Source organism: Mycobacterium sp., from assembly GCF_049647605.1.
Classification (GTDB): domain Bacteria; phylum Actinomycetota; class Actinomycetes; order Mycobacteriales; family Mycobacteriaceae; genus Mycobacterium.
Map to the genome: position 1 here is coordinate 19,473 of NZ_JBARXZ010000053.1, position 9,302 is coordinate 28,774.

General features: G+C 66.6%; 8 protein-coding genes. All 8 read left to right on the forward strand.

From position 1 onward, the window contains the following. The first annotated feature begins 18 nt into the window (after positions 1–18). Positions 19–1,548, forward strand: coding sequence for a sugar ABC transporter ATP-binding protein (locus tag WBB07_RS07360; protein WP_526306213.1), 1,530 nt, complete (start codon positions 19–21; stop codon positions 1,546–1,548). Next, positions 1,545–2,657, forward strand: coding sequence for an ABC transporter permease (locus WBB07_RS07365; protein WP_526306215.1), 1,113 nt, complete (start codon positions 1,545–1,547; stop codon positions 2,655–2,657). Before WBB07_RS07360 ends, WBB07_RS07365 begins: the two co-directional genes overlap by 4 nt. Next, entirely contained in the window at positions 2,654–3,652 is a 999-nt protein-coding gene (gene yjfF, locus WBB07_RS07370) for a galactofuranose ABC transporter, permease protein YjfF (RefSeq protein WP_526306217.1), read from the forward strand. Before WBB07_RS07365 ends, yjfF begins: the two co-directional genes overlap by 4 nt. Continuing rightward, positions 3,649–4,698, forward strand: a complete 1,050-nt coding sequence (locus tag WBB07_RS07375) for a LacI family DNA-binding transcriptional regulator (protein ID WP_526306219.1) — start codon at positions 3,649–3,651, stop codon at positions 4,696–4,698. The genes yjfF and WBB07_RS07375 overlap by 4 nt, the downstream gene beginning before the upstream one ends. Positions 4,699–4,716: 18 nt before the next feature. Next, positions 4,717–6,384 (forward strand): ribulokinase, encoded by a 1,668-nt coding sequence (gene araB / locus WBB07_RS07380; protein ID WP_526306221.1) that lies wholly within the window; start codon positions 4,717–4,719, stop codon positions 6,382–6,384. Then, on the forward strand, positions 6,381–7,094 hold the full coding sequence (locus WBB07_RS07385) for a class II aldolase/adducin family protein (protein ID WP_526306223.1): 714 nt from the start codon (positions 6,381–6,383) through the stop codon (positions 7,092–7,094). The genes araB and WBB07_RS07385 overlap by 4 nt, the downstream gene beginning before the upstream one ends. Further along, on the forward strand, positions 7,091–8,602 hold the full coding sequence (gene araA, locus WBB07_RS07390; protein ID WP_526306225.1) for an L-arabinose isomerase: 1,512 nt from the start codon (positions 7,091–7,093) through the stop codon (positions 8,600–8,602). Before WBB07_RS07385 ends, araA begins: the two co-directional genes overlap by 4 nt. 4 nt (positions 8,603–8,606) lie before the next feature. Then, a partial coding sequence (locus WBB07_RS07395) for a zinc-dependent alcohol dehydrogenase (RefSeq protein ID WP_526306227.1) occupies positions 8,607–9,302 on the forward strand: 696 nt, incomplete at its 3' end.

Genomic DNA, 9,302 nt, shown 5'->3' on the forward strand with positions numbered 1-9,302 from the left:
CTACCGAAGGATCCCTTGATGACCACACCGATTCCCGGGCGCAGCGACGCCCCGGTGGTCGACATGCGGGGCGTCACCATCGACTTCCCCGGCGTGAAGGCGCTCGACGCCGTCGACTTCCGTCTGCTCCCCGGGGAAATCCACGCGCTGATGGGCGAGAACGGCGCCGGGAAGTCGACCTTGATCAAGGCGCTCACCGGCGTCTATGCCATCGACTCGGGCAGTATCACCGTCGCCGGTCGGGACCAGCGGTTCAGCGGTCCCCGCCAGGCGCAGGACGCCGGTATCAGCACCGTGTACCAAGAGGTCAACCTCTGCACCAATCTGACTGTGGCAGAGAACATCCTGTTGGGCCGGGAACCACGTCGACTCGGACGGATCGACTACCGCGCGATGAACCGGCGAGCCGCCGAGCTGCTCAGCGAACTCGACCTCACCATCGATCCCGGCTCCACCCTCGGTGATCACCCGATCGCCCTACAGCAGCTTGTCGCCATCGCCCGGGCGACCGCGGTGTCGGCGCAGGTTCTCATCCTCGACGAACCAACGTCCAGCCTGGACGCCGACGAGGTGACCGAACTGTTCCGGGTGATGCGACGGCTCCGCGACGGCGGCACCGCCATCTTGTTCGTCTCCCACTTTCTCGACCAGGTGTACGAGATCTCGGATCGAATGACGGTGCTGCGCAACGGCCGTCTGGTCGGTGAGTACCGGACGGCCGAATTCGACAGGGTGCAGCTGGTGGCCGCGATGCTCGGCCACGAGCTCGACCTGCTCGAGGAGATCGCCGAGACCGCTGCGAGCAGCGACGGTGAGCGTCAGGTGGTACTCAGCGCCCGGGACCTCGGACGCCCACCAGCGGTCCACCCCACCGATATCGACATCCACCGCGGCGAGGTGATCGGGCTGGCCGGGCTGCTTGGGTCGGGCCGAACAGAATTGGCACGACTGCTTTTTGGTGCCGACCGGGCCACCAGCGGGCGGATGCTGGTCAACGGCGAGCCGGCCGCCATGCGTTCCCCGCGCGCCGCCATCGCCAACGGTTTCGCGTTCTCCTCCGAGGACCGCAAAGCCGAGGGGATCATCGGCGACCTCACCGTGCGCGACAACCTGATGCTGGCGTTGCAGGCCCGGCGCGGGTTCGCCCGGCCACTGTCGAAGAAGACCAAGACCGAGCAGGTCGAGCGCTACATGAACGCCCTCGACATCCGGCCGCGGGACCCGTTGGCACTGGTGAAGAACCTCAGTGGCGGTAATCAACAGAAGGTGCTGCTGGCCCGGTGGCTGATCACCGAACCACAGCTGTTCATCCTCGACGAACCCACCCGCGGCATCGACGTGGGCGCCAAATCCCAGATACAGAAGCTGGTCACGGACTTGGCCGCCGACGGCATGGGGGTGGTGTTCATCTCCGCCGAACTCGACGAGGTGGCCCGGATCAGCGACCGGATCGCGGTCCTGCGTGACGGGCACTGCATCGCCCAGGTGGGCTCGGAGTGCACCGTCCGGGAACTGACGGCGCTGATCGCCGGCGGGAGCCAACCATGAACAAGAAGATGCTCGCCTCACCGCTGCTGTGGCCCGCGCTGGCGCTGATCCTGCTGCTCGCGGTCAATGTTGTTCTGACACCCAGTTTCCTGAGTATCCGGATCCAGGACGGGCACCTCTACGGCAGTCTGATCGACATCCTGCGCAACGGGGCGCCCACCATGCTGGTGGCCCTCGGCATGACGCTGGTCGTAGCATCCCGCGGTATCGACCTCTCGGTGGGCGCCGTGGTGGCCGTCAGCGGCGCGTTGGCCTGCGCCCACATCGCCGCCTCCCCCGATCCCGCCGCCGCCGGCACCGTCATCACGGCCATGTCGATCGCCCTCGGCGTCGCGGTGGCGCTGGGACTGTGGAACGGCATGCTGGTCTCCGTCTTCGGCGTTGCACCCATCATCGCCACCCTGGTCCTCATGACGGCCGGCCGGGGAATCGCGCTGTTCATCACCGACGGCCAGATCGTCACCATCACCAGCGCCCCCTTCAAGATGCTCGGCGCCGGTTACGCGGTGGGACTGCCCGTCGCGATCTTGGTGAGTCTGTCGATGTTTGTGCTGGTCGGCCTGTTGGTGCGCCGCACTGCCCTCGGCATGCTGCTGGAGTCGGTGGGCATCAACCCGGAGGCCAGCCGGCTGGCCGGGGTCCGCCATCGCTCCATCGTCTTTGCCGTCTACGTGTTCAGCGCACTGTGCGCCGGCGTCGCCGGCCTGATGATCGCCTCCAACATCTCGGCCGCCGACGCCAACAATGCCGGCCTGTGGATCGAGATGGACGCCATCCTGGCCGTGGTGATCGGCGGCACCTCACTGTTGGGCGGCCGCTTCAGCTTGACCGGAACCCTCCTGGGCGCCTTGATCATCCAGACCCTGACCACCACCGTCTACACCGCCGGGATCACCCCCGAAACCACCCTGGTCTTCAAGGCCCTGGTGGTGATCGCGGTCTGCCTGCTGCAGGCCCCGAAGTTCCGGGCAGTGGTGTCACGGCGCAGATTCCGGCGCCCCGCCGGTGCCCGCCCCGCCCCACTCGACACCGCCGCCGCGCCGCTCTCGCTCCCGGAGCCGGCAGAAGGCGAGCCCGGACGCCACGACAACAAGATGAGCCGGCTATGACCACCACCACAACAGCACCCAACCGGATCGCCGCCGAGCTGTGGCGACGCGCCCGGGGTCGCTATCTCTCCCCGCTGGCGTCACTGGCGCTGTTCCTCGCGATGTTCACCGCCGTCGTCATCCGGTACGACTTCGCCAGTCCCACCCAGGTCTTCCTGAACCTGTTGGTGGACAACGCCTATCTGATCGTTCTTGCGGTCGGAATGACGTTTGTCATCCTCACCGGCGGAATCGACCTGTCGGTCGGATCGGTGGTGGCGTTGTCGACCGTGATCGTCGCCACCGCCTTACAGGACGGTTGGCCGATGCCGCTTGCCGTGGGCACCGTGCTGGTGGTGGGCCCGCTACTCGGGCTGATGATGGGCTTGATCATCGAGTACTTCGATGTCCAACCGTTCATCGTCACCCTGGCCGGGATGTTCCTGGCCCGCGGACTCTGCTACGTGATCAGTGTCGACACCCTGCCCATCAAGGACCCGGTGCTGCGCCAGTTCGGCTTGAGCTACGTCTACCTGTATGAGGACAAGTTCATTCGCTGGACTGTGGTCATCGCGCTCGCGGTGGTGGTGATCGCCGCCTACACCCTGCACCAGACCCGCTTCGGCCGGACCGTGTACGCCGTCGGCGGCAATCGTCAGTCGGCCCAGCTGATGGGCCTCGAGGCGTCCCGGGCCCGGGTCTCGGTCTACGCGATCAGCGGGCTCTGCGCGGCCCTGGCCGGGCTGCTGCTTGCCGTGCAAAAGCTCTCCGGCTACAGCCTCAACGGGATCGGTATGGAATTGGACGCCATTGCCGCAGCGGTGATCGGCGGCGTATTGCTCTCGGGAGGAGTGGGATTCGTCTTCGGCTCGCTGATCGGCGTCCTGGTGCTCGGTACCATCCAGACGTTTGTCACGGCAGAGAACCTGGACTCGTACTGGACGCGGATCATGACCGGCGTCCTGCTACTGGTGTTTGTTCTCGTTCAGCGACTAGTGGTGAGGAAGCCCGGATGAGTAGCCAGCCAACAACCCCCAGCGGACCGAAGCCGGTGATGGCCGATGTCGCCCGGTTGGCAGGAGTGAGCCACCAGACGGTCTCCCGGGTTATCAACGGGTCCACCAGCATCCGCCCGGAAACCAAAGCCCGGGTCCAGCAGGCCATCGAGGAGCTGGGGTACCGCCCGAACACCGCGGCCCGGGCCCTGGTGACCCGGCGCTCCGGGATCATCGGGATCATCGGCACCAGCAGTGCGCTGTACGGGCCGTCGAGTGTGCAGCGTTCGGTGCAAGAAGCGGCGCGCGCCGCCGGATATTTCACCAGCCTGGTGCCCCTCACCGACGTCACCCCGGAAGCGCTCCGGGATGCCCTGGCCCATCTGGCGCGCCAGTCGGTCGAGGCGATCGTGATGATCGCGGCACAAGAGGACGCACTCGAGGTCGCCCACGCCGCGGAGGCGGGGCTGCCCCTGATCGTCGTCGAAGGGGACTTGTCCGGCAGCGGGCTCAGTGTCGGTGTGGACCAGATCGCCGGGGCGCGGCACGCCACCTCGCACCTGATCGAACTCGGCCACCGTGCCATCGAGCACATCGCCGGCCCCATGACCTGGACGGAGGCCAAGGGCCGCCGCTGTGGTTACGAGGACGCGATGCGCACGGCCGGGCTCCCCGTCGGGGAACCCTGGCCCGGGGATTGGACCCCGGCTCGCGGCTACGAGATCGGGCGCGAACTCGCGCGACGGGGCGACATGACCGCGGTGTTCGTCGCCAACGACCAGATGGCCATCGGAGTTCTGCACGCGTTCGCCGAAGCGGGACTTTCGGTTCCCGGGGATGTCAGTGTTGTCGGTTTCGACGACATCCCCGAAGCCGCCTACCTCAACCCGGCGCTCACCACGGTGCGGCAGGACTTCCACGCCGTCGGTCAGCGTGCCATCGACCTGGTCACGGCCGCCCTCGACGGGTCGGCCACCAGCATGCCGCTGCTTGCCCCTGAACTGATCATCCGGAACAGCACGGCACCTCTACGACAAGACATCGAACTGCGCAAGGAGCCATCATGACTAGCGAAAAGAGCCGTTGTGAGTAGTGAAAAATACACTGTAGGAGTTGATTTCGGCACGCTGTCGGGCCGGGCCCTGGTGGTGCGGGTGTCCGACGGTCACGAACTGGCCAGCGCCGAACACATCTACGAGCACGGCGTCATCACCGAATCCCTGCCCGGTGGCACCGTCCGGCTTCCTTCGATGTCCGCCCTGCAGGTGCCCGCCGACTATGTCAGGGTGCTTCGCACTGCGGTTCCGGAAGCCCTCGCCCAGGCCGGTATCGACGTCGCCGATGTCATCGGCATCGGCACCGACTTCACCGCCTGCACCATGGTGCCGGTGAGCAGTGACGGCACCCCGCTGTGTGAGCTCGACGAGTTTGCGGATCGACCGCACGCCTACGCCAAGCTGTGGCGACACCACAGTCCCCAACCCCAGGCCGATCGCATCAACGAGGTGGCCGCCCGGCGCGGCGAATCCTGGTTACCGCGGTACGGCGGGCTGATCTCCAGCGAATGGGAGTTCGCCAAGGCCCTGGAGATCCTCGACGAGGACCCTGCCGTCTATGCGGCCATCGATCACTTTGTGGAGGCTGCGGACTGGATCGTCTGGCAGCTGTGCGGCAGCTACATCCGCAATGCGTGCAGCGCCGGGTACAAGGGCATTCGCCAGGACGGCCGGTATCCGTCGCGGGAGTTCCTCGCCGAAGTACGTCCCGAGTTCGCCGATTTTGTGACCGAGAAGCTGGATCACCGGATCGGCAGGCTCGGCGAAGCCGCCGGTTCGCTGACCGCGCAGGCGGCCCAGTGGACCGGCCTACCGACGGGAATCCCGGTGGCCGTCGGCAATGTCGATGCTCATGTGACCGTCGCGGCCGCCGATGCGCTGCAACCCGGTCAGCTCGTCGCAATCATGGGGACCTCGACCTGCCATGTGATGAACTCCGATGTGCTGCGTGACGTACCCGGCATGTGTGGCGTGGTCGACGGCGGAATCTCCGAGGGTAGCTGGGGATACGAGGCCGGTCAGTCCGGTGTCGGTGACATCTTCGGGTGGTTCGTCGACAACTGTGTGCCGGAGAGTTACCACGTCGAAGCGCGGCGCCGCGGCCTGTCGCTCCACGGGTATCTCACGGAGTTGGCCGGCCGCCAGCACGTCGGCCAGCACGGCCTGGTCGCCTTGGATTGGCACAGCGGGAACCGTTCGGTGCTGGTCGATCACGAGCTCTCCGGCGTGATGATCGGACAGACCCTGGAGACCACGTGTGTCGATATGTACCGGGCGCTGTTGGAAGCGACCGCATTCGGCACCCGGATGATCGTGGAAGCCTTTGTCAGCAGCGGGGTTCCGGTCAACGAGCTGGTGGTGGCCGGCGGCTTGCTGAAAAACCATTTGCTGATGCAGATCTACGCCGACGCCACCGGGCTGCCGCTGTCTGTTGTACCGTCGACGCAGGCGCCGGCACTGGGTTCGGCGATTCACGCGGCGGCCGCAGCAGGTGCCTTCACAGATGTCCCGGCCGCCGCCAAACAAATGGGTCGCCGAAACCGGCACGCCTATCGGCCTATTGCCGCCAATGCGGCCGTCTACGACAGGCTGTACCGCGAATACGTCGCCGCCCATGACTGGTTCGGCCGCGGTAACGACATGATGCGTCGGCTCCGGCGCATCGGTTCAGCAGAAGCCCTGGGAGTTTCAGCATGACGATCACCTCCGATGTCAGCCAGGTCATCACCGATCTCCGCCGCCAGGTGTGTGACCTGCACGCGCAGCTGACCCACTACGAGCTGGTCATCTGGACCGCCGGCAACGTCTCCGCACGGGTCCCCGGAAGAGACCTCATGGTGATCAAACCCTCTGGAGCCAGCTATGATTCGTTGACCGCCGACGACATGGTGGTGTGCGATCTGTACGGTAACCTGGTCGACGGAGAGCTCAACCCGTCCTCGGACACCGCCGCCCACGCCTACGTGTACCGCCACATGGCCGAGGTGGGAGGAGTGGTGCACACCCACTCGACGTACGCGACCGCGTGGGCCGCGCGCGGTGAACCGATACCGTGTGTGCTCACCATGATCGCCGACGAGTTCGGCGGCGAGATCCCGGTCGGCCCCTTTGCGCTCATCGGGGATGACTCGATCGGCCGCGGCATCGTCGAGGTGCTGCAGAACAGCAACTCCCCCGCGGTGCTGATGCGCAACCACGGGCCGTTCACCATCGGCCGCACCGCCCTCGATGCGGTCAAGGCGGCGGTGATGGTCGAGGACGTGGCCCGCACCGTCCACATCAGCCGACAGCTCGGCGCCACAGCACCTCTCGACGCAGCCGATGTGGCCGCCCTGTTCGAGCGCTACCAGAACGTGTATGGCCAGACCGGCCCACGCACCGAGACGTCCGAGGAGATCCAACGATGATCGCGTCACGGCTCATCACCAGCCAGGTGTGGCTGGTCACCGGCAGCCAGTCACTGTACGGACCGGGCATCCTGGATCAGGTCGCCGACCAGTCCCGCCAGATCGCCGGGCGACTCGACGGTAGTGCCGAAATACCGGTCGAGGTGCGCTGGATTCCGGTGGTGACCGACGCCGCGCAGATCGCCCGGGTGCTCAGCGAAGCCAACGCCAGCGATGAGTGCATCGGCGTCATCGCCTGGATGCACACCTTCTCACCGGCAAAAATGTGGATCCGCGGCCTCAAGAACCTTCGGAAACCGCTGTTGCACTTGCATACTCAGTTCGATGTCGAGTTGCCTTGGCACAGCATCGACATGGACTTCATGAATCTCAACCAGGCCGCTCACGGGGATCGGGAGTTCGGCTACATCCAGTCACGGCTGTCGACGTCACGCAAGACGATCGCCGGGCACGTCAGCGAACCGGGCACCCGGGCGCGCATCGGATCCTGGGTGCGCGCGGCACTGGGCCGCGCCGAACTCTCCACACTGAAGGTGGCCCGATTCGGCGACAACATGCGCGATGTCGCCGTGACCGAGGGTGACAAGGTGGAAGCCGAGGCGCATTTCGGGGCATCGGTCAACACCTACGGCGTCAACGATCTGGTGAACGCGGTGGAACGGGTGCGCCCCGCAGACATCGACAAGTTGATCCGGGAGTACGAGTTCACCTACCGGGTCGCACCCGAACTGTTGGCCGGCGGTGACCGGCACACCTCCCTGCGTCACGGGGCTCAGATCGAACTCGGCCTGCGGAAGTTCCTCCAAGAGGGTGACTTTCACGCATTCACCACCAATTTCGAGGATCTGGGTGGGTTGCGCCAATTGCCGGGGCTGGCTGTGCAGCGGTTGATGGCCGACGGTTACGGGTTCGGCGGCGAGGGCGACTGGAAGACCGCACTCATGCTGCGCGCCATCAAGGTGATGGCCCAAGGACTGCCCGGCGGCACCTCGTTCATGGAGGACTACACCTACGACCTGACCCCGGGCGCTGAGCGCATCCTCGGGGCTCACATGCTGGAGGTGTGCCCCAGCATCGCCGCCGGGACTCCGAGCCTGGAGGTGCATCCGCTGTCGATCGGCGGCCGCGAAGATCCGGTGCGGTTGCGTTTCACCGCCGCCCCGGCCGACGCGGTGATTGTCGGCATCAGCGATATGGGCTCCCGATTCCGGCTGGTGGCCAACGAAGTTCGGGTGGTCGAGCCGACAGCGGAACTGCCGAACCTGCCCGTCGCCTGCGCCGTCTGGGAACCGCTGCCGTCCTGGGCGACCTCGGCGGAGGCGTGGTTGATGGCCGGCGCCCCGCACCACACGGTGCTGTCCACCGCGATCGGGACCGAGGTGATCGACGACTTCGCGGAGATGACGGCCACCGAGCTGCTGGTCATCGACGAGTCCACCACGGTGCGCGGATTCCAGCACGAACTGCGCTGGAACGACGTCTATCACCATGTGGCCGCCGGGCTGTGAATCGATGATCGCCGCGCGCTTGCATGCCGTTGGGGACCTGCGGATCGCCGCCGAACCCGACCCGCCGCAACCGCAGCCGGGCTGGTCCCTACTCGCCGTCACCTCCGTCGGCATCTGCGGCTCCGACCTGCACTGGTTCACCGACGGCGGCATCGGCGAGAACCGCCTCGAGCAGCCGGTGGTGCCCGGACACGAGTTCGCCGCGGTCGCCGTCACCGGCCCGTACGCGGGGCGGCGGGTAGCCGTCGACCCCGCCATCCCCTGCCAACACTGCGAGATGTGCCGGGCCGGGTTCCACAATCTCTGCCCCACTGTGCGATTCGCCGGGCACGGGGACCTCGACGGTGCGCTACAGGAGCATCTCGTGTGGCCGGATCACCTGCTGCACCCGCTACCCGATGACGTCAGCGACGATGCCGGCGCCCTACTGGAACCGCTGGGTGTGGCCATCCACGCGGTGGGCGTCGGTCATGTGCGGCCGGGATCGGATGTGCTGGTAGTCGGAGCCGGCCCCATCGGTGTGCTCACGCTGCAGGTGGCACGGCACAGCGGCGCCGACCGCGTGTTCGTGATCGAGCCGCTGGCACACCGGCGGGACACCGCGATCCGATGTGGCGCCGACCGAGCGTGGCCACCGCAGGAAGGCTCCGCGGCGGTTCTGGACGCCACCGGCGGTCGCGGCGTCGACGTGGTCCTGGAG

What these genes read in the sequence shown, in the direction of transcription:
- WBB07_RS07360 (WP_526306213.1), top strand. Translation starts at nt 19, where the DNA reads ATGACCACACCGATTCCCGGGCGCAGCGACGCCCCGGTGGTCGACATG.
- WBB07_RS07365 (WP_526306215.1), top strand. Translation starts at nt 1,545, where the DNA reads ATGAACAAGAAGATGCTCGCCTCACCGCTGCTGTGGCCCGCGCTGGCG.
- yjfF (WP_526306217.1), top strand. Translation starts at nt 2,654, where the DNA reads ATGACCACCACCACAACAGCACCCAACCGGATCGCCGCCGAGCTGTGG.
- WBB07_RS07375 (WP_526306219.1), top strand. Translation starts at nt 3,649, where the DNA reads ATGAGTAGCCAGCCAACAACCCCCAGCGGACCGAAGCCGGTGATGGCC.
- WBB07_RS07385 (WP_526306223.1), top strand. Translation starts at nt 6,381, where the DNA reads ATGACGATCACCTCCGATGTCAGCCAGGTCATCACCGATCTCCGCCGC.
- araA (WP_526306225.1), top strand. Translation starts at nt 7,091, where the DNA reads ATGATCGCGTCACGGCTCATCACCAGCCAGGTGTGGCTGGTCACCGGC.